The 24071-nt window shown below is 47.5% G+C and carries 25 protein-coding genes; 3 read left to right on the forward strand and 22 right to left on the reverse strand.

The genetic code is table 11. From position 1 onward, the window contains the following. Positions 1 to 194 precede the first annotated feature (194 nt). Positions 195 to 662: a YchJ family protein gene (locus Kalk_RS03900; protein WP_101892953.1), complete on the forward strand. Its 468-nt coding sequence runs from the start codon at positions 195 to 197 to the stop codon at positions 660 to 662. A 131-nt stretch (positions 663 to 793) separates the two neighbouring features. Next, complete coding sequence (locus Kalk_RS03905) at positions 794 to 1309, forward strand: hypothetical protein (RefSeq protein ID WP_101892954.1); 516 nt, start codon at positions 794 to 796, stop codon at positions 1307 to 1309. A gap of 32 nt (positions 1310 to 1341) precedes the next feature. Here Kalk_RS03905 and Kalk_RS03910 read toward each other — a convergent pair whose 3' ends face one another. The 19 genes from Kalk_RS03910 to Kalk_RS04000 all read right to left on the reverse strand — a co-directional run bounded on the left by Kalk_RS03910 (position 1342) and on the right by Kalk_RS04000 (position 19546). Next, the gene (locus Kalk_RS03910) at positions 1342 to 1686 is read right to left on the reverse strand and encodes an Hpt domain-containing protein (protein ID WP_101892955.1); all 345 of its coding nucleotides are present in this window, start codon (positions 1684 to 1686) and stop codon (positions 1342 to 1344) included. A gap of 18 nt (positions 1687 to 1704) precedes the next feature. Beyond that, a complete protein-coding gene (locus Kalk_RS03915) occupies positions 1705 to 3450 on the reverse strand; it encodes an ATP-binding SpoIIE family protein phosphatase (RefSeq protein WP_199768006.1) in 1746 nt (581 codons plus the stop codon). Between the two features lie 45 nt (positions 3451 to 3495). After that, positions 3496 to 3798, reverse strand: coding sequence for an STAS domain-containing protein (locus Kalk_RS03920; RefSeq protein ID WP_101892956.1), 303 nt, complete (start codon positions 3796 to 3798; stop codon positions 3496 to 3498). A 125-nt stretch (positions 3799 to 3923) separates the two neighbouring features. Next, positions 3924 to 4829 carry a hypothetical protein gene (locus Kalk_RS03925; protein WP_101892957.1) on the reverse strand — a complete coding sequence of 302 codons (906 nt, stop codon included), beginning with the start codon at positions 4827 to 4829 and terminating at the stop codon, positions 3924 to 3926. A gap of 7 nt (positions 4830 to 4836) precedes the next feature. Continuing rightward, positions 4837 to 5904: a protein-glutamate methylesterase/protein-glutamine glutaminase gene (locus tag Kalk_RS03930; protein WP_101892958.1), complete on the reverse strand. Its 1068-nt coding sequence runs from the start codon at positions 5902 to 5904 to the stop codon at positions 4837 to 4839. 8 nt (positions 5905 to 5912) lie between these two features. Further along, on the reverse strand, positions 5913 to 6578 hold the full coding sequence (gene cheD, locus Kalk_RS03935; RefSeq protein ID WP_101892959.1) for a chemoreceptor glutamine deamidase CheD: 666 nt from the start codon (positions 6576 to 6578) through the stop codon (positions 5913 to 5915). Next, positions 6578 to 7462, reverse strand: coding sequence for a CheR family methyltransferase (locus tag Kalk_RS03940; protein ID WP_233716809.1), 885 nt, complete (start codon positions 7460 to 7462; stop codon positions 6578 to 6580). The genes cheD and Kalk_RS03940 overlap by 1 nt, the downstream gene beginning before the upstream one ends. A 56-nt stretch (positions 7463 to 7518) precedes the next feature. Next, positions 7519 to 8070, reverse strand: a complete 552-nt coding sequence (locus Kalk_RS03945; RefSeq protein ID WP_101892960.1) for a chemotaxis protein CheW — start codon at positions 8068 to 8070, stop codon at positions 7519 to 7521. A 29-nt stretch (positions 8071 to 8099) separates the two neighbouring features. Then, positions 8100 to 10253: a chemotaxis protein CheA gene (locus tag Kalk_RS03950; protein ID WP_101892961.1), complete on the reverse strand. Its 2154-nt coding sequence runs from the start codon at positions 10251 to 10253 to the stop codon at positions 8100 to 8102. A gap of 4 nt (positions 10254 to 10257) precedes the next feature. Then, positions 10258 to 10620 (reverse strand): response regulator, encoded by a 363-nt coding sequence (locus tag Kalk_RS03955; protein WP_101892962.1) that lies wholly within the window; start codon positions 10618 to 10620, stop codon positions 10258 to 10260. A gap of 24 nt (positions 10621 to 10644) precedes the next feature. After that, the gene (locus Kalk_RS03960) at positions 10645 to 10938 is read right to left on the reverse strand and encodes an STAS domain-containing protein (RefSeq protein WP_158643294.1); all 294 of its coding nucleotides are present in this window, start codon (positions 10936 to 10938) and stop codon (positions 10645 to 10647) included. Between the two features lie 223 nt (positions 10939 to 11161). Beyond that, entirely contained in the window at positions 11162 to 11599 is a 438-nt protein-coding gene (gene fliJ / locus Kalk_RS03965; RefSeq protein ID WP_101892964.1) for a flagellar export protein FliJ, read from the reverse strand. Positions 11600 to 11605: 6 nt separating this feature from the next. Beyond that, entirely contained in the window at positions 11606 to 12949 is a 1344-nt protein-coding gene (fliI, locus tag Kalk_RS03970) for a flagellar protein export ATPase FliI (protein ID WP_101892965.1), read from the reverse strand. Next, on the reverse strand, positions 12927 to 13826 hold the full coding sequence (locus Kalk_RS03975) for a flagellar assembly protein FliH (protein ID WP_101892966.1): 900 nt from the start codon (positions 13824 to 13826) through the stop codon (positions 12927 to 12929). Before Kalk_RS03975 ends, fliI begins: the two co-directional genes overlap by 23 nt. A 24-nt stretch (positions 13827 to 13850) precedes the next feature. Further along, a complete protein-coding gene (fliG, locus tag Kalk_RS03980) occupies positions 13851 to 14882 on the reverse strand; it encodes a flagellar motor switch protein FliG (protein ID WP_101892967.1) in 1032 nt (343 codons plus the stop codon). Then, a complete protein-coding gene (gene fliF, locus Kalk_RS03985) occupies positions 14875 to 16560 on the reverse strand; it encodes a flagellar basal-body MS-ring/collar protein FliF (RefSeq protein ID WP_101892968.1) in 1686 nt (561 codons plus the stop codon). The genes fliG and fliF overlap by 8 nt, the downstream gene beginning before the upstream one ends. 26 nt (positions 16561 to 16586) lie before the next feature. Next, a complete protein-coding gene (gene fliE / locus Kalk_RS03990; protein ID WP_101892969.1) occupies positions 16587 to 16922 on the reverse strand; it encodes a flagellar hook-basal body complex protein FliE in 336 nt (111 codons plus the stop codon). A gap of 40 nt (positions 16923 to 16962) precedes the next feature. Continuing rightward, positions 16963 to 18306: a sigma-54-dependent transcriptional regulator gene (locus Kalk_RS03995; RefSeq protein ID WP_101892970.1), complete on the reverse strand. Its 1344-nt coding sequence runs from the start codon at positions 18304 to 18306 to the stop codon at positions 16963 to 16965. Between the two features lies 1 nt (position 18307). Then, positions 18308 to 19546 carry a sensor histidine kinase gene (locus Kalk_RS04000; RefSeq protein ID WP_158643295.1) on the reverse strand — a complete coding sequence of 413 codons (1239 nt, stop codon included), beginning with the start codon at positions 19544 to 19546 and terminating at the stop codon, positions 18308 to 18310. 246 nt (positions 19547 to 19792) lie between these two features. Here Kalk_RS04000 and Kalk_RS04005 point away from each other — a divergent pair, with 246 nt between their 5' ends. Further along, positions 19793 to 20626 carry a sulfotransferase domain-containing protein gene (locus Kalk_RS04005; protein ID WP_101892972.1) on the forward strand — a complete coding sequence of 278 codons (834 nt, stop codon included), beginning with the start codon at positions 19793 to 19795 and terminating at the stop codon, positions 20624 to 20626. Here the strand turns inward: Kalk_RS04005 and Kalk_RS04010 are convergent. From Kalk_RS04010 to Kalk_RS04020, 3 genes are read right to left on the reverse strand one after another with little or no spacing between them, the layout of a single operon-like run. Beyond that, a complete protein-coding gene (locus Kalk_RS04010) occupies positions 20621 to 21550 on the reverse strand; it encodes a sulfotransferase family 2 domain-containing protein (RefSeq protein WP_101892973.1) in 930 nt (309 codons plus the stop codon). The genes Kalk_RS04005 and Kalk_RS04010 overlap by 6 nt on opposite strands. Further along, positions 21547 to 22251, reverse strand: a complete 705-nt coding sequence (locus Kalk_RS04015; protein ID WP_101892974.1) for a glycosyltransferase — start codon at positions 22249 to 22251, stop codon at positions 21547 to 21549. Before Kalk_RS04015 ends, Kalk_RS04010 begins: the two co-directional genes overlap by 4 nt. Then, complete coding sequence (locus Kalk_RS04020) at positions 22244 to 24031, reverse strand: tetratricopeptide repeat protein (RefSeq protein ID WP_101892975.1); 1788 nt, start codon at positions 24029 to 24031, stop codon at positions 22244 to 22246. The genes Kalk_RS04015 and Kalk_RS04020 overlap by 8 nt, the downstream gene beginning before the upstream one ends. Positions 24032 to 24071 lie beyond the last annotated feature (40 nt).

Raw genomic sequence — 24071 nt, forward strand, 5'->3', positions numbered from 1 at the left:
GTTTGATTTCAAACGATAGTTTGAAAGTGCAAGGCATGTTGCCGACTCCTACTGTTTTTGGCAAGTTTTTTAGGGGTCTTATAAGAAAACTGTCACTCCAAAGCAGGTATTCGTCCTTTTCCGCATACTGACTTGGCAGTCATATCAGAAACCGGTTAGCCTACTCTGCTTCAATCTCAGTTTCAGGCCAAGCTATGACAGAACTATGTCCCTGCGGCAGTGGCGATAGCTACCAACAATGCTGCGGCAGTTATCATCAAGGGAATGCCACCCCCACCACAGCAGAACAGCTTATGCGTTCTCGCTACAGCGCCTTCGCCAGAAAACTCCCTGTATACCTTTTGGAGACCCTGCATCCATCAAAGCGCGCCCCGGATGAACTTGCCAAACTAGAGCAGTCTGTAGCACAGGGGCGCTGGCTTGGGCTGAAGATCATTAGCTGCAGAGACGGCTTAGCAGATCAAGACACAGGCTACGTTGCATTCAAAGCAAGCCACGAAGATGCCAGTCAGCAGACCGTTCTGGAGGAAAACTCTCGATTTATAAAAGAAAACAACCGCTGGTATTACGTGGATGGTGTACTCGCCCCCCATAAGCCCCCCGGCCGAAACGATGCATGTTGGTGCGGTAGCGGTAAGAAATATAAGAAATGCCACGGTTAATGCGTCGGATACGATATGTCACCTCGTTATAACCCCACTTTTCATATAAAAAAGGATCACTACACGGACGCTGAAATTAGGTGGATAGTAGATAGGGCCCTGTCATAAATGGAATAGTGGGAGACCTGATCATGAAACGACTTTATTACCTATTTAAGGGAACCCAGTTTGCTCGCGCAATTAGCAATGATCTAAAGGATGCAGGTATCGATGAAGGCCAGCTACACTTCCTGAGCAATGATCAAGCTGGGCTGCAAACCGCCCATGTACATAAAGCAGACATCTTCGAAGAGCGTGACATTCCCCATCGTGGCACTTGGGGTGCCATTATCGGCCTCGGCGCGGGCATCCTGTTCGCAGCGTATTTGTTGACGTCCGAACTAGGCCCACACCTTACCTTCTCGATCTTTGTATTGGTGTGTTTATTGTTCATGTTGCTAGGTGCCTGGGCAGGTGGTTTCATCGGAATATCCAGTAAAAACCATCATATTTCACGGTTTGAAAGTGCATTGGAAGAAGGCGACACATTGCTTATGCTGGATGCCTACAATGATACTGAGGAAACCGCGCTTAAACAGCTGATGCACACCAGGCATATGGAAGCCAGTTACGAAGGGGAAGACGACAACTATAGAGTCTTTTTTTGAACGGCGCAGCAAGCCTTGCTCACCCGAACAATCTACAGGCTGTTATTGAGTAGCAAGGTTACGGTAGAGAACTCCTCACTCAGGCTGGCAAGTACCTCTTCCGCGCCAGCCATCTTTCCATCTTTACCCATCATCTCAAGCTGGCGGGCAAATTCGGAAAGACGAAACGCGCATACGTTTGAGGATGACCCTTTCAAACTGTGAGCGACTTTGCGCAATTCATCGCAGTCTTGTTGTGCGATGATGTCGGCTAGCTGTTCAACCTTGCTCAAGGAATCCGCAACAAAGGTATTCACCAGCGTTTCGAATTCACTCTCCATAATCTCTTTTAGATCCTGTAAAGCGCCGATATCCAGATGTTCTTCAGGGTTACTCATAATCGCTTTATCCTGTTCTTATACATCCACATGCCAATCAAACACCACCTCTACCTGATTACCCTTACCAAGATAACGCACAGAGCGGCACATGGTATTGATCAAAGGGATACCGCGGCCACTATAGCCTTCTGTTTTATGGTTGGCATCTTCTTTCGCCTGATAGTCGAAGCCAGGGCCGGTATCCTCCACTACGATGGTCAGTACACCACCATCTTTCACCGGTTTATGATCGATATGAAAGCGGATACAGCCCTCATCCAGGCTATCCAGTTTTTGAGTCCGCTCAGCGTAGTAGCGAGCAAATCCATCCGCTGAGGCTTTTAAGTCTGAATGCAGGTTCAGCATGCCATGCTCCAACGCATTGGAATACAACTCGGACAGAATGGTATAAATCTTACCGCTGTGGGGGCGCAACCCAGGTACTTCCATTAACAAATGAGTAATCAAGGGAAGCGGATTAAATTCCTTCAGTGTCATCGGGCGCAATTCGTAGGTCATACTCCAGTCTTTGGGCCCGCCAGCCATGTATGACTTACCACCCTCCCCGAAATAATCACCCATATCCTCTTCGCTCACCATAGTCACTTCCACCATGGTGTAATCATCATCCTGCTCATCTCGCCCGGTGTGCTTCTCTACCGCCCGCTCGATATTTTCAAAGATATTGGCAGGATCGTCGGTACCGAGAATGACCTCCATCACCCGATCCTCACCAAACATCTCGCCTTCGGCGTTACCGGCTTCAATAATGCCATCAGACCAGAGCATGATACGATCACCTTTATCCAACTGGATAATGGTTGAATCTGTATTGAATCGATCTGTGTCCACCACACCCAGCGGCAGGTGCGTAGACTTGATGTTCTCGACCTCTCGACTGCCTCTACGATAAACCAGTACATCAGGGATGCCACCCACCCAAACTTCGGCCGAATGTTTACGAAAGCTGAGGTCAATCATACTGGCACAGCAGAACACACCCACAGGCAGTATACGTTTTAGCTTCTTGTTGATTTCACGCAGTATGTCTTGCAGCGAAAACCCTTTCAGAGCCATCCCGTAGAAAATCTCTGACACCGGCATCGCCCCAATGGCTGCGGGCAGACCATGACCGGTAAAATCGCCCAGAAACACAAACATACCACCGGATGGCTTACGTGAAGCCAGCACCAGATCACCATTAAAGACAGCCATCGGGGAGAGCAGATACTTTATGTTAGGGGCATCAATACAACCCGGATGGGCTATATTGTCGAACACTTGCTTGGCGACTTCCTGTTCATGAATCAGTCGATCATTATGCAACGAGATCTCATCGCGCTGCTGCTGCACTGTTTCATGTAAACGCCGCATGCTTGCAAACGCTTTGATCTTGGCTTGCAGAATAATACGATTGTAAGGCTTACTTAAGAAATCAAGCCCGCCTGCGGCAAGGCAATCCGCCAGCGAGGTCGCGTCTCTGAGTGAAGTAAGAAAGATGATGGGGACAAGGTTATCGCCAGCCAGCTGTTTGATCGTTCTAGCTGCCTCAAACCCGTCCACATTAGGCATCAGGGCATCAAGCAACACAATATCAGGGGATTGCTCCTTGAAGATATCGATGGCTTCCTGCCCGTCCTTCGCAGTATATACCGTATGACCTTCCTTACGGACAATCGTCTGAAGAATGAGCCGGTCGGAGTCATTATCATCAGCGATCAGTATTCGCAGATGTTCATTCTCCACCACGCTGTTCTCCAACTCTTGAGCTTGGTTATCCATAAGTTCACACAACACCCAGCATAGCGCGGATGTACTACATCCGAACTAACGAATGGTAAACAACTGCTCAAAATTGGATATGGTGAGAATTTTCTTCACATCCGGATTGCAGTTCACGATTTCAATACTGGAGTTATCACCCCCGGCATGATCTCTCAACAGAAGGAGCATTCCCAGCGCCGAGCTATCGAGATAAGTGGTCTCTTTCATGTCCACTATGTAGCCTTTAGGATCATCTGATACCTTTTCGTAGGCGTCTCGAAACTCCTGGTGAGCACTGAAATCGAAACGACCTTGGATCTTGATAGTCAGTTCACCAGAGGATGCTTCAGTAGACCATATAGCCATTATCTACACCTCAAGAAGCAAGTCATATTAAAAGTTAAAAACCCAACAGAGGGCTATAAAAACCTTCCATTAATTAAGAGCATAGACCATTTTTACTATGCAAACGAAAATAAAGACATAAATTTTCATTCCGTCGCCTCTCTTTGGGGCCCAGAATCAATTTGATCTTTAATTTCAATCAGTTGATCCCCAGTTAGTGTGCCAGATAACGCCAATAAACGCATGTCCGAAATAACATCGATGAGACGCAACTCAAACTGATAAAGTACATTAATCACATCATTGAGCAATCTTCGAACGGCATCACCAAGCTGAAGCCAGCGCACATCTGATTTACTGTTTCTCTGATAACGCTCTGCTATGATCCGCAGCTGTTCTTGTCCGCTCTGGATACAGGCTACCGTCTCTGCAAGCTCCGCTATCGGGCTGGAGGCAGGCTCACCCACATAATCCAACAACGGTACGTCCAGCAGTCGCCTGGCTTGAGACAGCCTCACTTCGGTAACCGCAATCACATCTTTCATTTTGGCAAGATCCTGTCCAGACTGGTCACTGATTGATACCAGATCCTTGGACACCGTCACAAAACCTCGCCCCACCTCACCCGTATTGGTTGCCGCAATCATGGAATTTACCGCTAACATTCCCGTACTTTTGGCAGCATCAATGGCATCAACCAGGGCATGATGAACATTCCTTAAGTTACCTCGAGCCTGATCCAAATCTGAGTCACAGAGTAGCCAGTTTTTATTCAAACTGGCAAGCAAGCGCGCAAAGTAGTGTAGGTGCGGTGCCTCGGTTTGGGTACCGGAAGATTCAGGCAACGAACTGCCCTCTGAAACTTGATGGGAATCGCCGCTCAACTTGTAGGAGCCATACCAAAGAAAGCAGCTGGCAACGGCCAGCAGTGCCACATAGATAGGTACGCTTTCTACCCTCAGTAGAAGCAGCAGCGTTATGCTGGAAAGCCAAGCCAGCATATAAACTATGCGCTTGAGGATCAGTCTGGTTTGCCAATGATTCTGTTTCAAATATCTATCAATTCTTGTTAGTGAGTTGCAAGAGACGACCTGCGATAGACTCCAGTGGCTTCACTTCCTTATGAGCGCCCAATTGATACGCTGCGCCAGGCATTCCCCAAACGACAGAGGTAGCTTCATCCTGGATAATGGTATGGCTTCCCATCTCTTTCATTCTTAGCAGCGCTTGGGCTCCATCAGCCCCCATTCCGGTCAACAGAACAGCTACGGTCTTTTTCAACCCCAGCTCTGTAATCGAGTCAAACATCACCTCAACGGATGGGCGATGCCGGTTTACCTTCTCCGTATCCAACAGCTGCGTAACCAGCCCCCCACCAGACCGTCTAAGGATCAAATGCTGGTCACCGGGAGCAATATAGGCATTGCCCGGCAGAAGCTTTTGATTGGATGTGGCTTCATGTACATTCATAGCACAGGTGTTATCCATCCGCATGGCATAAGATGCGCTGAACTGAGGAGGAATATGCTGAGTGATCACGACAGGCGGACAGTTTGCAGGCAGACCCAACAGCACCTCTTTGATTGCCTCGGTGCCCCCGGTTGAGGCACCAATGGCAATGATGTAATCGGATTTAGGAGCGTAAGAGGCAATTTTAGGCCGCTCTTGCTCGGCATCGGATTTGGAACGAAGAGAATTTAACTCGAGGCGCTGGACATTTGCCACCGCTGCAGCCCGAATCTTTTCTACGATCTGTTGCTCGTATTCAAACAAACCCTTGCCTAAGTTCTCCTTAGGCTTTGGCAAGTAATCGAAGGCCCCAATTTGGAGTGCCTCTAAAGTTATGCCAGCTCCAGCCTCAGTAAGCGTGGATATCATGATGACGGGCATAGGCCGCAGCCTCATCAGATTCTTGAGGAACGTGATGCCATCCATCCTTGGCATCTCCACATCCAATGTCATAACATCCGGAGATAATTGCTTTATTTTATCACGAGCAATGTATGGATCGGCCGCAGTTCCCACAACCTCCATATCATCGTGATTAGATATTATTTGGCTCAGAATCTGACGAATCACTGCTGAATCATCAACGATCAGAACTTTTATTTTTTTTGATTCATTCATCAACAATCTCAGTCGAATAATTCGATATCGCCCTGTGCAGGCTTGGTGTTAATAACGCGCTCATAAGTTCGTTCACGCTCAAACACAACATCATTGCGGATTGTTTTAAGTTTTCGCACCTTAACTGATCCGGTATCAGGAAAATAAAGCACCTTTCTAGGATACAAACCACCGACATCCTCAGCTATCAATTGCAGCGACTCATTTTCGATAAACTGATGTACGAAGTCGATATTTTTCTTGCCGATATCAATCTTATTCATGCTTTCCAATACTTTGCCACCACCAAACACCTTAACCTCAAGATTTCGTTTCTCTCCACCATTCTTAAGGACTTCATTAATCAGGTACTCCATGGCCCAGTTACCGTATCGGGCGGACTCGCTGAGCGCAGAAAGCGCTCCCATCTCCATGTTCTCGCGCTGAACCGGTAACATAAAATGATTCATGCCGCCAACGCCTTTATATTTATCACGGACACATGCAGAGATACAGGACCCCAACACAGTAACGATCATTTCACCGCCAGTACTAATATAGAACTCTCCAGGCAGGATCTTCGCCGCATAAACACCCTGCTGCTTATCCCAGTAGCGATTTATATGAGCAAATCCTTTAGGTGCAGGAGGTTGAAGATGTGTTGGCTGGAATTGAGTCCTGATGCTGTGGCTCATCACGCCACCTTCCTGTATATGGTTCTGCCCACCGACTCAAATCTTTTGGTTACTCCATGAAGACTTTCAGAGTGGCCGATGAACAAATATCCATTCGGCTCGAGAATATTGGCATAGCGATCGAACAACTCACGCTGAGTATCCTTGCTGAAGTAAATTACGACATTTCTACAAAATATTACGTCGAACTTTCCCTTCATAGGCCAATCACCGAGCAGATTCAGACTATTAAATGTAATCAACTGCTTTATAGAGTCTTTCGCCTCCATCGTTTCTCCAGATGCATTTCGATCTCCAATGCCGGTAAAGTATTTCTTAACCAGATCTGGATTCATATTACCGATTCGTTCCGCAGAGTACACGCCAGCCCGACCATGGGCCAACACATTGGTATCCAAATCCGTTGCCAGTATCTTGGCATTCCAGCGATCTTTGTTCAGACCTTTGTGCAACGTCATCGCAATGGAGTAAGGTTCCTCACCCGTAGAGCAGCCTGCCGACCATATTCTGATTCGGTTGGAGCCCTTTTTCTTTTTTATCAGCTCAGGAATCACCGTCGATTCTAAAAAATCAAAATGATGGGATTCACGAAAAAATGAAGTTAGGTTCGTAGTGATAGAATTAATGAAATTGGTCAGTTCCGCTTCAGGGCTCTCATCAAGATACTGCAAATAACGTCGAAAGTCGCTCATACCCAAAGCGCGAATACGGCGAACAATTCGACTATAAATCATCTCCTTTTTATGTTCGCCCAGCTCAATTCCCGTACGTTGTTTTGCCAGAATCTTTATCGTCTCAAAATCCTGGTCCGTCATAGGAAATTCGCGCAGGGCAAATGACTTCGCAGATTTTCCAGTTTCTTTAATTGCATTCATCGTTTGCATGCATGCAGCTCTTCATCCAATGAAGTGGTATACGTAGCAACACGGCTAGTGGCTGTTCAACGTGCGTCTTTTAGCTCTTTAATAGCACTGATGGATACTTCCGGTATGGAGTCCGAACCAAGCAACTCGTTTATATCCAGAAGAATAACCATTTTGTTATTAACATTTACCAGGCCTTTAATGTAGAGCGTATTAACGTGATCGCCTAGGTCAGGAGCAGACTTCATTTCCTCTGCTGATAAGCTGTAAACATCGCTTACCGCATCAACAACAATACCCATAATTCTGGAACCCTTTGCGGTAGCAACCTTCAAAACAATAACGACTGTTAGAGGCCCATATTCGACGTTCTTAAGCCCAAACCGTTGCCTAAGATCGACTATTGGCACAATGGTTCCGCGCAGATTGATTACGCCCTTAACATGAGGAGGCGAATTGGGAATAGGGGTAACACTCTCCCAACCTCGAATCTCCTGGACACTCAATATATCTACACCGTATTCCTCACTGGCCATAATAAATGTGAGATATTGGTCGGTCTGATCATTATCCTTTGACGTTATCTCAACATCGTTACTGTCATAAATACGTTCTTCTGCCGCGCCCATAATTCAGCCTCCTGTAGAGCCGTTACTGCTTACGCTGCCCGAATTTTGCTTGAAACCAATTTCAAGCCATTCTTAGACTGCTGTCTTACACCAGCCATATGAATAAGATCGGTAATATCTAGTATCAGTGATACTGTTCCATCACCAAGAATGGTAGCACCGGAAATCCCATCCACTTTTTTATAGTTGGATTCCATGCTCTTAATCACCACCTGTTGCTGGCCAAGCAAATCGTCAACAACCAGCGCAACTTTCGAATTTCCAACTTCAACCACCACCAGTAAGCTTTCAGACAGATTATCGCTAATGGGATCAACACCAAAAACTTCGCATAATTTGATGATAGGTATGTACTCATCACGCAGACGAAACACATCACAACCACCGGCAACGTGATTAACCAGCTCCATATTTGGCTGCAATGACTCCACAATAGAAACCAATGGAATGATGTAAGTTTGGTTGCCAATATTGATAAGCTGGCCATCCAAAATTGCCAAAGTCAGCGGCAAACGTATAGTAAAAGTGCTTCCCTTTCCCGCTACCGATCGCACTTCGATACTGCCATTTAACTCAAGTATATTACGTCGCACCACATCCATTCCTACTCCGCGACCGGATACATCCGTCACCTTTTCCGCAGTAGAAAATCCTGGCTGAAATATCAGCTCCTGGATTTGTTCATCAGTAAGAATTTCGCTCTCACCAATCACCCCATTCGCTCTGGCTTTTGCAAGAATTCTCTCACTATTAAGGCCCTTACCATCATCAATTATCTCAATTATGATGTTGCCGCCCTGATGAAATGCGTTGAGAGTAATCGTGCCTGTCTCCGATTTACCAGCCGCACGACGTTCTTCCGGCAACTCAAGACCATGATCAAGCGCATTACGCACCAAATGAACCAGTGGATCGCCAATTTTTTCCATGACTGTTTTGTCAAGTTCGGTGCTTTCGCCTAATAATTTGAGATCGATTTTCTTACCCAACTGCTTGGAAAGATCGCGCACCATGCGAGGAAAGCGACTGAACGTGAAGCTAATGGGAAGCATGCGTATACGCATAACACTTTCCTGAAGCTCACGAGTATTATGCTCTAGCTGAGCAAGCCCCTCCTGAAGCTTCTGAAGCTTATCCATATCAAATTCATTGCCCAGCTGCCCCAGCATGGACTGAGTTATGACCAGCTCCCCAACGAGGTTTACCAGACTGTCGATCTTTTCGATCGACACACGGATCGACGTAGACTCTGAGCTTTTCCCTGAATCCTTTTGCGCAGCAGCCTTTTGGGTTGGCGCTTTTATGTCCTTCTTGGGCAATTTTTCTGATTCAGGTTGCTCAACAGCCTGCTCTGCCGGAACGCCGCCGGGCAGGGCTCCTGCATCAAGGTCAACAACTGATGATTGACTAGGTAGTTCACCAAACAACCCCGCTGTTGCTAAGATGGTAATATCAGACTCATCTACAACCCATTCGAATATTTCTTCAATATCCGACTTGGGTTTTACTGTAGTTAAATACATCTCCCAGCTTAGATGACATTCTTCCGGGTTCAAGACTGGAATATCGGGCAATTTGGATAGGTTTGCCTTAACATCCAGCTCACCCAGTTCTGCCAGTTCCCTAAACATTCGCAGCGGTTCATTGCCAGTTCTCAATAGATTCCCATCTGGCACGAACTTTATATTCCAGGTTACTTCCTCAGCCGACTCTGCCTCTAGTGTGGGTGCCATTTGTGACGTAGCAACGTCGGCGGCACCCGCAGCAGAAGCATCAGTTGAGGACGTCGGTTCACGCCCTTCAAGAATATCATTGAACGCCTGAATCAAAACCTTCGACTGCTCTGTATCCACCGCCTCTTTTGCCTGCAGCGCAGTCAACATACTGTGCAAACAATCTACTGACTGCAGCAACAGATCAACATGGTCAGGAAGCAACTGGCGCGAACCCTCACGCACTTGATCAAGTAGCGTCTCAAGAACGTGAGTAAACTCTGCAACCTCCGTAAACCCAAACGTGCTGCTACTGCCTTTGATGGAATGAGCCGCACGAAAAATACTATTAATCGTCTCTGAATCAACGTTCTCGCAATCAAGATCCAGCAGGCTTGACTCCATCACCTGCAAGCCTTCGAAACTTTCCTCAAAGAATACCTGGTGGAACTGACTCAGATCGATACTCATAGTGCTATCCCAGTACTTTTTTGATGGTGTTCAACAGCTGATCTGGATTAAACGGCTTCACAATCCACCCTGTCGCCCCCGCCGCCTTGCCCTCACTTTTTTTATCAGCCGCAGACTCAGTGGTTAACATCAGGATGGGCGTAAATTTGTAATTGGGAAGTGTCCTTAGGTTTTTTATAAGGGCTATTCCGTCCATAACCGGCATATTCACATCAGACAGAACCAAATCGACACCACCCTGCTTGGCCTTGTTGAATGCATCCTGCCCATCGCAGGCTTCAACCACCTCATAGCCCGCCCCCTGCAAAGTAAAGCTGACCATTTGACGCATGGAAGCGCTATCATCGACAGCTAGTATCTTAGTCATTTCAGATCTCCGTTTAATACTCGTTTAATGCTGTAATTTTAAAAATTCTGACACACCCAGCAATGAGGCCGCCTTTACAAAAGGTTCAGAGGGATTGCTGATTGAGTACTGCATATGCTGCTTTTCCATAGTTGCAAACAGGGAAAGCAAGATCTGCATAGCGCTGGTGTCAATGCGCTCAACTTGAGATGCATCAATGGAGACATTTACACCATCATTAAGGTAAGACTCCAACTTCTCATGCAAACTTTCAGCTTTGCTGATGTCGGAAAATTTTTCTAGCTGGTAGGTAATCGACTCTGCCATATGCGTGGTCATCCATTCATTGCCAAACACGGAACTCGGCCTTGTAAATTTATGGCTTCCTTAGAAAAAGAATAGACTCCTTATGGAGTTACGCTAGAGCTTCGGCTAAAAAACTGCCGGCTGGTCGGTTCTTATGAATATTGGGAATGGCTTTTGCGGGTTTTATACAATTTCAAGAGAAAATGAATGAACATACAACTTCGAGGAAAATCTTAATTCTTTGTTTTTAATAGAATTAAAACCCATTACCCCCTCTAAAAGGGCGGTCATCCAGGATTTTCTGTTCTCGTTTGGATTCCTCCAATTCCTCGTGTCTACGGGCGCTGTCAATTAGCTGATCCATGGTTTTAAGGCTCGCACTGGCCTTTATCCACTTCTGGGTTTGCGCTTGAACAGCAATCTGACGCTGCTGAATAAGCTCCCCTTGACGATTGATTGCATGTTGTAAACGGGAGATGAACGCTTGATACAGCCCAAGTTGTGATGCTTGGGTCACTTTGTTTTGCTGACCCTGTATAGTTTCAAAGTACTCTTTTAGATAACCTTCAAGCTCGCCCAGCTGGTGACGAGCCGCCTGCAATTCGCGCTGCAAATCCGCCAGTTTTCTCGCCTCCTCGCGCTCGGCTTGATGCTTCAATTGACGCACAGGAAGTAAACGCTTTGATTTTTTCATCTACTCTCAGCCTTTATTAAAAAGCTGATCAAGCTGTTTCAACGACTGCTTGAAGTTTACCTGCTCAGTCATGCCCTGCCCAAGATAGGATCGGATCGGCCCGATCTTACTGATAGCAAGGTCGGTTTCCGGGTCACTGCCTTTGACATAAGCCCCAACACTGATCAGATCTCTACTTTGCTGATATCGTGCATATAATCGCTTCAACACCTGAGCCTTCTGGAGGTGAATTTCCTCTACCACTTGAGGCATTGCTCGACTGATGGATGCTTCAATATCGATTGCGGGGTATTGCCCCTCCTCCGCCAAACGGCGCGACAACACCACGTGACCATCCAGGATCGCCCGAGCCGAATCCGCCACGGGATCCTGCACGTCATCACCTTCTGTCAACACGGTATAAAATGCGGTTATGGATCCACCACCCTCCTTACCGTTACCTGCACGCTCCACTAACTGCGGCAATTTTGCAAACACTGAGGGTGGATAACCTTTGGTGGCAGGTGGCTCTCCTACGGCCAACGCGATTTCACGTTGCGCCTGCGCATAACGCGTCAAAGAGTCCATCAAAAGCAACACATTCTTCCCCTCATCACGAAAATGCTCGGCGATGGCAGTGGCAAGCATCGCCCCATGCATACGCATAAGGGGAGAATCATCAGCTGGCGAAGCAACCACCACTGAGCGCTTTAAACCCTCTTCACCCAAGCTGTGCTCGATAAATTCCTTAACTTCTCTGCCCCGCTCCCCGATCAGACCAACGACGGTAATATCCGCGGTAGTGAACCTTGTCATCATTCCTAACAGCACGCTTTTACCAACACCGCTACCGGCAAACAAACCCATACGTTGACCACGACCAACCGTTAGCAAACTGTTGATGGCACGTACGCCTACATCCAGCGGCTCATCAATAGGTTTACGCTCCAACGGGTTGATAGGTTCACGATGAAGATCCACATAAGCATCCGCTTTGATCGGACCTTTGTTGTCCAGTGGTTTGCCTCGCCCATCCAGCACTCGCCCCAACAACCCAGGGCCAACTGGAACGCGCGACACTTGATGGTTGGGTATCACCCGTGCGCCAGGCTGTAACCCCGCAGCGGGCTCGATTGGCATAAGGTACATTTTCTGATCTGAAAAACCGACAACCTCGGTTTCGACGTCCACATGATGTTGTCCGCGAATGGTACAATGACTGCCAACTGGTGCTTTACAGCCGACCGCTTCAAGGGTTAACCCCACCATCCGCAACAGTCGCCCTTCCACCAAATATTCAGGTTTAGCCTGAGTATAAGGTAGATAACCTCTGATTCTATTGGCAATACTAAGACGCTGATTCAGATCCATCTTCACGTACCGTCGGGTCATCAATATCGGATTCGGGCGTATCAACAGGCTCTATATCTTGCTCTGCATCCCCGGTGAACGTGCCAATTTCTTCCAGCAGTTGATCAACGTGACCATGCTGCTGGCCACGGGCTTGCAACGCCTGCTGCTGACGCTCATAGACCTGCTGTATGACAGATGCCAGGCGGCGCTCTCCTCTGGCATCAATCATACTGGTATCGGTTTCAATGATGCAGCCTCCTGGTGTAATGGTGGGATGGGCAATGATGCGCCAACTATCCTCCCATTCACCTATTTCCTTTAAATGCTGCGAAACCAGATCCAGATCCTGCTTATTTAGATGTATCCGTAAACGCTGTGATCCGGGGTTAAGGCAATCTATTGCTTCCTGTACCACTTTCAAGATTGCCGAAGATTCGATACTCAACTCACGATGAACAACCCGCACGCAGATCTTCTCGACCATTTGAAGCAGAGCTTGCTCCAATTCAAGATCCTGTTGCGGAATTGGCTCCAAAAGAGTTCTGGCGATCTGCGATAAGCGGGTAACGCTTGCCTTAACATCGCCTGCACCACTGAGATAGCCCGCATCATAACCCTCGGCGCGCCCAACCTCTCGCCCCTGCTCTAAGCCATCCTCATAGGCAGCCTGCCGGATAGATTCCAGATCCTCAGCTGTAAGGGGCTTTACTTCCGGCTCTTCAGGTTCGACAACGCTATGTGGGGGGGGGTGCTTCTTACCGGGGATATTATACGCATTGGTTTTAATCGGCTGATCGGCTTCCATATTGGGAAGCTGCCAACGCGCCCATGCGCTAAGCTCATCGGCACTTGCGGTGTCCGACGAAAGAATATCTGTCTTTTTTTTGTCAGACATGACCGCCTCTCACCAGCAGCCACATCAAATCATCTCCTCGCCACCTTTACCACCCAGTGCGATTTCGCCTGCTTCGGCCATACGACGGGCAATGGCTAGAATTTCTTTCTGTGCTGCCTCTACTTCACTGAGTTTCACAGGCCCTTTGGCCTCTAGGTCGTCACGCAACAATTCCGCCGCTCGCTTGGACATGTTGCCAAAGATTTTCTCTTTCACCACCTCATCTGCACCTTTCAGCGCAAAGATTAAAGACTCCGAAGAGACTTCTCTGAGCAATGCCTGGATACCCCTGTCATCCACGTCTGCCAGGTTATCAAATACAAACATTAGATCCTGAATTTCCTGCGCCAGGTCTTCATCTACCTCTTTAATTGCTTCCATCAACTGCGATTCAGTATTGGTATCCAGAAAGTTCATGATGTCTGCAGCACACTTGCTGCCGCCAAGATCAGTTGTTGCTGAACCGGTCTGTTTGGCGAACTGCTTCTCAAGAATATCGTTAAGTTCTTTCATGGCATGAGGCTGCACGGATTCCAAGGATGCAATCCGCATAACGATGTCAAGCCGCACACGCTCATCGAAATACTTTAGTGCCTCACCGGCCTGATCCGGGTCCAAATAGGCGATAACAATAGCTTGAATTTGCGGGTGCTCAAACCGAATCATGTCGGCAACAGACCGAGCATCCATCCAACGCAGAGTGTCCAGCCCTGTGGTATTGCCACCGGTTAGAATGCGGTCAACCAGAGTACCCGCTTTGTCCTCACCTAAAGCGTTCACCAGCATTTTGCGAATATAGCCATCCGCTCCAACACCTAACGCTGTCTGATTGGAGATGACGGACATGAAATCCGCCATCACGGCTTCTACCTGATCCTTTTGCACATTCTGCAGCTTAGCCATGGATAGGCCAATCTTCTGGACCTCCTTCGGCCCCATGTGCCGCAACACTTCCGCTGCGTTTTCTTCACCCAACGACATCAACAGAATCGCTGCCTTCTCAATGGCAGGCAGCGATTCTACTGTAGCTTTTGGTTTAGTATTCTGATCAGTCATTCGATATCCAGGTCTTTACTACCTGGGCCACCCGTCTAGGATCATCAGCCACCATGGATTTAACCGCATCCAAATGCTGATCGTAGGATGCGTCCGGCCCTGGCAGCAGAGGATTGGAAGTACCCGTAAGGGTAACATCCGGAGCTTCGCCACCGACCCCACCAGCACCGGCCAGAAGGCCTTCACCTAACTGGGATTCAAGCGCGGCCATTGTGTCGTCTCTTCCAGAGTCTGCCAGCTTCTTAAGTATAGGACGTAATACTCCAAAAATCAGGAAGATAACTAACAAGAACCCTGAGCCACGCTTGGCCAGATCCCAGAACCAGGGCTGCTCCCAAATAGGTGGCGGTGGAATATCTTCAATAATCTCAGGAGCGTATTTTCTGAAAGGCTGATTAACCACAGTAACGCTGTCACCGCGAGCTGCGTTAAAACCTATAGCATCTCTCACCAATATGCGAATTCGCTCTAATTCCGCATCGGTCAGCGATACTCGCTGCGGCTCTTTGGACGCTGCTCCCTCAGCCGGAGGTGCCAATATGTCATCCAACACCACGGCCACTGTCAATCGCTTGACGACGCCAACCTGATGCTTTGTGTGACTGATGGTACGATCCAGTTCAAAATTACGGGTAGCCTGCTTGCGAACATTACCTGAGGTCGCACCAGCCGCCTCCCCTGCTGCCCCACCTGCCTGCTCAGGCACCGTTACGGCACCCGGCGGTTGATTGGACAGTGCACCAGGCACCCCTGCGGTTTCACCACCTGCACCCACCACCTCACTCAATGTCTGCTCGCTGCGGACTGCCGGCAGGTCGGGACTAAAGTATTCTGAAGTTTGCTCGGTCTGGCTGAAATCCAGATCAGCACTTACCTGAACTTTGAAGCCTTCACGCCCCACCAATGGATCAAGCATGTTAGTGATACGATCGATGTACTTCTGCTCCAGTATTTTCGCATAATCTAGCTGCTTGGCCGCCATGGCGATGTCTTCATCCGCATCCGTTTCCGAAAGCAGCTGACCTCGCTGATCAACAACAGTAACGTGCTTATCCTCCAATTCAGGGATGCTCGACGCAACCAAATGTACGATCGAGGCTACTTGCATACGCTCCATAGACTGATTGGGATACAGCTCCACAAATACAGATGCACTGGGTTTACGATTGTCGTTCACAAACACAGAACGCTTGGGAATGGCAAGATGCACGCGCGCCCCGCGCACCCGATTCATACTGGAAATAGTGCGCGCCAGTTCACCCTCAATGCTGCGGTAATATCGAGTCTTTTCCATAAACTGACTGGTTCCAAACCCCTGCTCCTTATCCAGCAGCTCGTAACCCATTGTGTTGCCCGAAGGGAATCCCTCGGCCGCCAACTTCATTCTTGCCTGATGAATTTTTTCGGATTCAACCAGGATCATGCCTGAGGATGTATCAACTTTATAGCGTATATTTTCGCGTTGCAGAAGATCGGCTACCTGACCTGCCTCAAGATGAGATATGTCGGTATAAAGTGGTCGAAAGTCCGGCTCCTGGGACATCAACACCACCCACATTCCTAATGAAATGCTGAGGGCCAGACCAACCATAAGGCCTATCTGCTTGATGACTGTGAGGCCTCCCAGCCCTTCTAGCACCGCAAACCCGCCGCTGTCTTTTGTAGTTTCACCCGCCATGATCTGTGCTCCGTACTACTGGTGAATTACACCGGCATATTCATAATGTCTTTATAGGATTCAACCAGCTTATTACGCACCTGAACTACGGCCTGAAAAGCAATGCTGGATTTCTGGGACGCGACCATCACCCGAGTTATATCGACATTACTGTCGCCACGAATATACGCTTGCTGCAATGCACCTGATGTTGATTGCAGCTCACTGACCTTATCCAGAGCATCTTTGAACATGGAAGAAAACTGGGGATCGGATTGATTCGGAATATCAATGCCCTGGCTTTTGGGGGCTTCCATGTTAGCTATACTGCGCATCTCGCGCATTTGTGCCAACAAAGAATTCATTTCCACTGACCCTGACATAATCTATACCTCAGCTGATGTTATTTTGACGAATCAAACGTTATGCATACACCCTTTCAACATCTATGCCATATTCACGCATGCGCGCCAGCTTGTAGCGTAATGTACGCGGACTAATTCCCAACTTTTCCGCCGTTTGCTTTTTGCTACCGCCGACATTGCGCAAAGTGTCGATAATCAGCTCGAACTCACGCTTCTTAAGATCCTCACCAAGGGCACTACCCAGATCTGCATCAGAGTCCATTACCAGTTCAGACGCATTATTCATTGCTGCATCTGGGATAAATATATCGTCAGCCGTAATCACATCATTGCTACAAAGTATTAGAGCCCGCTGAATAACATTATCCAGCTCACGAATATTTCCTGGCCACTCATGCTGAATCAGTGCCAGCTCTGCAGTCGCGTCGAGCTGCACCATCCCTTGAGCCTGCTTCATAGCTATCATGCGCCTTGCCAGAGGGATAATGTCATCCCGACGCTCTCGCAAGGGTTTCCACATAAGAGGAAACACACATAATCTGTAATATAAATCTTCGCGAAACTTACCTGCCTCGACCTGGGCCCGTAAATTGCGGTTGGTGGTGGCCAGAACCCGAACATCTAACTGAATCGCCTTCTTGCCGCCAATTCGCTCCACTTCCTTTTCCTGAAGAACACGTAGCAACTTGGCCTGCAGGTTGATATCCATCTCGGATATTTCGTCCAGCAACAATGTGCCACCATTAGCCTGTTCAAACTTACCGGCACTGCTCTGGTAGGCTCCGGTGAAAGCGCCCTTTTCATGGCCAAACAAGGTCGCCTCCAGCATGTTTTCTGGAATGGCCGCGCAATTTATGGCAACAAAAGGTTTACCGCAACGAGGTGAATGTTTATGGATATATCGAGCCAGAACCTCTTTACCCGTCCCACTCTCACCCATGATCATGACGCTGGAATCGGTTTGGGCCACTTTATTGGCAAGCTGGAATACTTTTTTGGTTTCGATGTCTTCAGCGACAGGTTCCTGATCATCGATCTCAACTCGCACATAGCGCTCCACAACTGAAACTAATTTTTCCGTCGTAAAAGGCTTCTCTAGATAGTCCACCGCACCATTGCGAATCGCTTCCACCGCATTTGAAATGCTGCCATAGGCGGTCATAATGAGAACTGGAAGCTGAGGCCAATCTGTCGCGATTTCACGCATCAACTGATAACCGCTGATGCCCGGCATATTGACATCGGAGATAACCAACTGACATTGATCCTTACGCAACCATTCCAGGGCGGCCTCACCATTACCAACGCCATCAACTGAAAATCCGGAAACATCAAGCGTGTCCATAATTGCTTCACGCAGATCAGAATCGTCCTCTACTACCAATACATTTAATGTGTTCATCCTATGCCTCCACAGAATCGGCTGGCTTATCTTGAAACAAGGGTAATAAAATAGAGGCTACCGCCCCTCCGTGCGCACCATTGCCGACCGAGAACTGCCCGCCATGTGACTCAATTACAGCCTTTACCACCGCTAACCCAAGACCGGTTCCGGTAGACTTTGTGGTATAAAATGGTTCAAGCACCTTGTCTTCATGACCTGGTGGAATACCCGGCCCATTATCCAAGATAGAAAACTCAATAAAACTGGCCTTTGCCCGAATAGACTCGATCCGAACCTTGGGAGTAGTGCCCATAGCGGTACAGGCTTCAATGGCGTTATCGATTAAATTGGCGAACACGCTGGCGAGAAGATCGCTGTTACAACGCACGCACCCGGCGGGCACATCACGCCCAAATTCAATCACAGCTCGACGGGTGTTCTGGCAGTCTTCCGCACGGGTTTTGAAAATGCCTGTCAAGTGCTCGATGGTAAGAACTGAATCGAGCACCACGCCCCCTCTTGAGAATATAAGCATGTCACGAACTTGTTGTTCGAGCTGCATAAGACGGCTCTTAAGCTTGGCCGCATAGCGAAGACGGCGTTCTTCAGATAAAGATTCAGAGGATAAGTGATCCGCATAAAGTATCGCTGTAGACAGCGGCGTACGAACCTGGTGCGCTAAGGAAGCAGTCATCTTCCCCATCTCCGACAACTTGCGATGATGATTAAGTTTATGTTGCAGCTGACGCGTTTCGGTTTGATCGTTGAGAACAATTATCTGTCCTGGCTCACCATTCAAAGACTGAGTGGCGATACTTACCAACTTACCATTATTAAGGGTCACTTCATGACCATCAGCAGGACGGGGTGAAAAATGCGTACGTATAATATCAAGCCACCGTTGACCGGTAACAGTATCGCCGAACAACTCATCTGCCATTGCATTGGACTTTGCCACCACGCCACGCCCGTCCAACAAAATCACAGAGACCGGCATTGCATTAATAACCACATCCAGACGCTCTGCCAGCACTTCTCGAGCGGTATGCTCACGAACCCGGGCCATGTCGGTCTGAGCCAGTTCCAACTGCAGTTCATCCACCCTTTGCTCCAACTCCTGATAAGAGTTGGTCAACTGACTGGATATATTTGAAAATGCGCTGAACGCTGTCTGCAACCGGAGTTGCAGATCATGGCGAGGGTGATTGGATATATCAGCCCCTTTGTTGACCTTGGTATCGAAAGCTACAGCACTCATTAGGAACTCCATTTTTGACGCTATTGGAACATCAAAAGCAAAGCCCGTGCCCATTCTGTATTCTTGTTATATTTCTTATAGTTAGGTTACGATCTACGCACCTCGGCCACCCCAACGCCATAGAATTGGCACAATATGAGCGGCTAATTTCCTGTGGCGCTCAAAAATTCAAAGCCGTGAGTTGCAAAAATTACTAAAGACTACCTAAACTGGTTATAAATAAAGAGAATAAGAGAACCTATAAAGATGAGCAAAACCACATTGGTTATACCTTCAGGTAGCCCTGTTACGATATCTCACGCAAAGCGGACACCTGCCAACGAAATTGAGAATGTGGATGTGTGCATCGTGTCCTATCCTAAATGCGGCCGCACTTGGTTACGCTCAATATTAGGAAAGTATCTAGTACTAAAATACAAGCTAGATGAAGAAATCATGCTGGAGACCGAGCTCGCCTCAACAGCAAGCCGCCTTAAATCTACCAAATTCACCCACGATGGGGCCGCCATGCTGGATAAATTATCCTACCTGGAGCTCTACTATTCTCGAGAGATCTACAGAAACAAAAGTGTAATCATCTTAGGCCGAGACCTTAAAGATACGATGGTGTCTGCTTATTTTCAGGCTACCAAACGCATGGAGGTCTTTGAAGGCCCCATCTCGGAGTTCATTAAAACAGACCTGTTTGGTATTCGTAAGTTGCTAGCGTTCTATGATGTATGGATGAAAAGCAAGTCCATCCCTGAGAGATATTTGTACATCACTTACGAAGATCTGCATGCCACACCCAACGATACTGTGAAGAAAATTCTTGAATTCATGGGTGAAACGGAGGTAGATGATACTATTTTGCAGGAAAGCCTGGATTTCAATAGTTTTGAAAATCAAAAGAAAAGAGAAAAGGAAGATGCGTCTTCTACCCCAATTACCAAAGCTCGCGATGTGGACGATCCCGAAAGTTACAAAGCACGCAAAGGAAAAGTCGGCGGGTATACAGAGTACCTTACCCAGAAAGACGAGCAGTTTATTGACGAATGGGTTAATCAGTTTCAGTTTGATTTCGATAATCTGAAGCTATAAACCATTGAGCGTTACGCCTTTCTTTACTAGCTTATTTACCACCGGCCGAAACTGATCCGGAGGAATAACTGAATATTCACTATTGTTGAACTTGATCTGTGAGCTGGCGACAATTGTATGTTTACCATTCTCAGGGTCAGGATTCTGTAATGGTTCAACCATGAATTCAGAAAATTTTCTTTCCGCAATTGACCTTGCCTTCTCGTAAAAAATGGCGTCATATCGATTGAAATTTTCTGCTTCTTCCTTTATCAAATTTTCTTGAGCTTTTGATAGCTTAACACGTGATGTTTGTTCTTCCCCTAAGAACGCATTAGGCGCATCTAGATAGCCGAGCAACGCCGACGTAAAAACATTAAATGTATCGGAGAACCCAACTAGAAAATAGCGCTCCTCCAGGTTCTGTAATGCTCGCTCCAATACTGCATCATCAACCTTATCGTGCGGTGAAGTTATCCCGGCAAGCATACGAACCTGAACGTCAGAAACAAGCCCGCCTTTGCGTAACACCTCTGATAGCGGTTCATTGGCCTGCCAACCACCACGCCCCACACCCATCTTGAAATGAGATAGCATTCTGGATACAGGATCACGCAGCAGCGTCACGTACTTTACATCCCGAGGCATTTTCTCATGAGCGCCAAAGGGTACGTGGCCTGTCATAATTCTAACATCGCTCTTAACGGAATCAGGCCATGACAGAAAATCATCTAATGACTCACCCTTGCCTTTTCCCAAAAACTGATAATAAACCGTACCGAACGCCCGATTCCAAGGTAAGTTTTTAATAAGCCCTACCCCCTTCAAGAGACGATCCAGGGTTGTACCTGCTGCCTTGGGAATATGGGTAAACACCAAGCACTCGTCCTTGATGACCGACGATATGCCAGTCGCTGAGGGGATAAATGTTAGACTCGATTTCATTTTCTACGCTTCACCACAAGTTCATCCACTGCGTCTTCTACAAACAACATTCGATCTTTCATCTCAAGCCAGTCATCGGCGTACTCACACCCAGCATATTCCCGAAAGTATGGCCCGCCCTCTGTAAAGTGAACATTCAGTGCATCTTTATTGTACTTATCATAGCCAACCAGATGATTCCATTCATGTGGTATCTCACCAATAAGATCATCGTTTTCCAGCCATTTAAATTGATGCAACTGCAATCCGCTCGCATCGTTAACATACTCTGGCGTAAGCGCCTTACATTTGGCGCAATTCATCAACATTACACTGGACCAGTTTTTCTTTTCATACTTGGTCTGAGGCTGGTTAAGAAACTTAATATCATTGCTGGGTCGATGATCATGCTTCACGACCTGCACCGCATATCGATCATCTCTTAGTTCCCACAGTTTGCTCATATCACCGCGTACAAGCATGTCGCAGTCCATAAACAGGGCCCAGCCCTCGTAGTTACACAAAAATGGAACCAAAAACCGGGTGAACGAGAACTCAGTAGAGGAAAGATTGTTTCTCGGCCTGGTATGAATCGCGGATAAGTGATTAAGCATGACCGGTGTCACTGCAACCGGCTGGGTTGAATTAACTTCAATGCTATAAGACAGTACATTATACGCGACCGTTTCTTTAGGATCGTATCCGATAAACACCCTAATCATCACTCTCTCCGGAAAGTTGCTCGTTAAAACCAGATACCAGTTGATTCAACTCACCCGCTACCCGTTCAAATACAGGATCCCAACTCTCAAGCTGCTCCTGCCTGTATAGTCGTAATGAGTCATACCAGACTGTATCTTCGCCACTATCAAACCAATGCCACAGAGTCCTCTGATTTAGTAGCACCCAGGTAGGCACATTAAGCTGCCCAGAAAAATGCACCGATGCATTTGATACAGATACAATCATATCCAAGGCTGCAATTTGCGCTACTGCCTTTTCGACATCGACAAAGGGATCAAAGTCATCTACAAATAGCTCGATACCTGTCTCTGCTTTCAGTTCATCCAGATCAGCCTGGATCTCTCCATATTGGATGTTGATGAACTGCGCGCCGGGTATGGATAATATGTCTTTCCATTGAGTAAGCTTGGTAGACTTAAGATCACCTACCGATTTACTTGAACTTTTCCAAGAGATGCCGATCTTGAGCTTGTCACCAAATTGCTTATATTTTTCAACAAAATGATTCAGCAATGCTGGCTCAGGCGTCAGGAAATAGAACGGCTCCTTAAACTGGTTAAGCGCTCCGCGTAAATATTTCCCCAAATCCAATAGTTCAGCCTTATAGTCCATTTGATCACGGACATGTTGGGGGATACCTTCATTAGCCGGGTAAAACGTGGCCTGGGGAATGGAGCGAGCCATCATTTCAACGATTTTTGGCGTGCACGTCATGTGTATCTCCATGCCCGCTTCGATCAATTCTCGCAGCATCTGAGCGTGCAGCATTTGGTCGCCAATACCCTGCTCGGAGGCTACGAGTATCTTCTTGCCACTCTCCAGCTCTCCTTGCCAAGGTGGAGCCGGACACTTCTCAATATCAACAATATTAATGCCATACAGTTCAGCACCATGGGTTTTTCGATGGCTAATCTCTTCCCAACCTTCTTTAAGGTTCCCTTGGCGCAGCTTTAGAACCGCTGCTGAGGTACGCGAACCGGCAAACCCCGGTTGAAGTTGATTTAGCCTGTCATAGTGCTCTAATGCGAGATCGTCCTCCCCAATCATCGCCAAGCCTTCTGCCATAATATGGTGGCCACGCCAACTATTTTTATATAGTTTAAGGATCATGCTACCTGCTTTTATGATTGGCTCAGCGTGCCGAACATCCATATAAGCCTTTTTATAGTTTTCCTTGATCATGGTCTTAGCCATGGTCCAGAGCGCAATTTCGTTAGTCGGATCCAATTCCAGCGCCCGCTTCGACAACCCTCGCGCATCCTCATATCGTTTTAGCCCGAACATGATCTCTGCCAGCATTACATATGAATCAACCCGCTCCGTTAATTCTGCATCACGCCTATAGGCATCGAACGCCTGCTCTTTATACTTATCACCATCCCACTCCAGATAAGCCTTACCCTTCATATAGAACGCTCGATCATGATCAGGGTTCATGTCAGTGGCCTGGTTGTACCATTTCACTGCATTTTCATAATCGCGCAAATGGTAATAGGCTAACGCTAAGTTGTAGGGTAAATCCGCATCCTTCTTATTTTTAGCACAAGCATGTTTCAGGTAATCCAGCGCTTCTTTGTAATGCTTAGTCTGTAAACATACGCCACCAATAAGAGCAAGAAGCGTCACATTACCTGGGTGCTTTCGTAGGAGTTTTTCGTATGATTGCTTCGCGGCCTCAAGCTTCCCGTCACGATGCAGTTTCTTCGCTTGCGATATCTGTATATTCAGCTGATTGCTTTTAGATGGAACTGCAGCCATGTATTCACCCTGAGCATGAGCGTCTGATAGTTGACGCTTT

It is taken from the genome of Ketobacter alkanivorans (assembly GCF_002863865.1).
GTDB classification, from domain to species: Bacteria; Pseudomonadota; Gammaproteobacteria; order Pseudomonadales; family Ketobacteraceae; genus Ketobacter; species Ketobacter alkanivorans.